Annotated in this window: 1 pseudogene; it reads left to right on the top strand. The window is 65.1% G+C overall.

Annotated elements, in window-relative coordinates:
* Positions 1-1,498: pseudogene (locus M5B98_RS28960) on the top strand (type IV secretion protein Rhs); the annotation flags it as partial.

Below are 1,498 nucleotides of genomic sequence, written 5' to 3'. Positions count from 1 at the left end.
CCGGCACGTCATCCTGCAGCGGCAGTTGACGGGTGGTGCGAGCTTCTTCTGGGAGTGGGAACGTGCCGGCAAGGCGGCACGTTGCGTGCGGCACTGGGCATCGTTTTCGCAGATGGACACGCGATACGTCTGGGACGACGCCGGCAGCGTGACGGTGCGCTACGTCGATGGTCGGGAAGAGGTTTACGTCCACGACGACACGGCGCGGCTGGTGCGTCAGGTCGCCGCCGACGGGGGTGAACAGCTCAAGGCCTACGATTCGGCGGGCCGGTTGGTCGCCGAGCAGGATGCGCTGGGGGCGGTCACCGAGTACCGCTATGACGACGCCGGACGGCTGATCGCGCTGATTCCGCCGGACGATGCGCCGACGTCCTACGAGTACCGCAATGGTTTCCTGCACCGCCGTAGTCGGGGCGACGCTGAGTGGACCTACCGGCGCAACGCTCAGGGCGATGTCACCGAAGCGGTCGATCCCGACGGCCATGTCACCCACTGCCACTACGACCCGCAGGGGCGGCTGCTGTCGGTCCGTTATCCGGATAGCGGTCGGCATGTGTTCGTGTGGAACGACCTCGGGCAACTGGTCGAAGAAAGCCTGCCCGACGGTGGAGTTCGGAAGTTTTCCTACGATGCCCTGGGGCGGCGGATTACTGCGCAGGACGAACACGGCGCGGTCACCCGCCATGTGTGGGACGCCGTCGGACGGCTGATCCAGACCACGCTTCCAACCGGAGCGACGCGGGCCTGGTCCTACAGCGCCTACGGCCAGATCACCGCCGAACGCGATGAACTAGGTCGGATCACCCGCTACGAGTATGACGACGACCTGCACCTGGTCAGCCGGCGGATCAACCCCGACGGCACGCGGCTGCAATATCGCTACGACCACGCGCAGCTGTTGCTCACGGAGATCGAGAACGAGTCCGGTGAAAAGTACCGGCTGGACTACACGCCCACCGGATTGATCCGACAGGAAACCGGTTTTGATGGCCGGCGCACCGCGTACGCCTACGACCACAACGGCCATCTGCTGGAGAGGACCGAGTTCGGCGACGACGGCTCGACCTTGGTCACCCATTACGAGCGTGACAGTGCCGGGCGTCTGCTGCGCAAGACCCTGCCTGATGGCAACACGGTTGAATACCGCTACGACCGCCTCGGCCGGCTGACTGGGGTCGACGACGGCCAGAATCATCCGCTGGCCTTCGAATACGACCTGCAGGACCGCCTGGTACGCGAGCATCAGGGCTGGGGCACCTTGCGTTACACCTACGACGCCTGCGGCCAGCTCACCCGGATGCGTCTGCCGGACAACAGCAAGCTCGATTACCACTACGCCAAGGGCGGCGCGCTGACCGCGATCGACCTCAATGGCGCCTTGCTCACCCGTCACGTCTACCAGAACGGTCGCGAACAGCAGCGCCAGCAGGGCCTGTTGCTCAGCGAATATGCCTACGACGAGCAAGGACGGTTGCTGTCCCACGCGGTAGGCCATCAG

The organism is Pseudomonas sp. MWU12-3088 (genome assembly GCF_023242405.1).
Lineage (GTDB): Bacteria > Pseudomonadota > Gammaproteobacteria > Pseudomonadales > Pseudomonadaceae > Aquipseudomonas > Aquipseudomonas kribbensis.
This window is presented reverse-complemented; position numbering and strand designations above follow the sequence as displayed.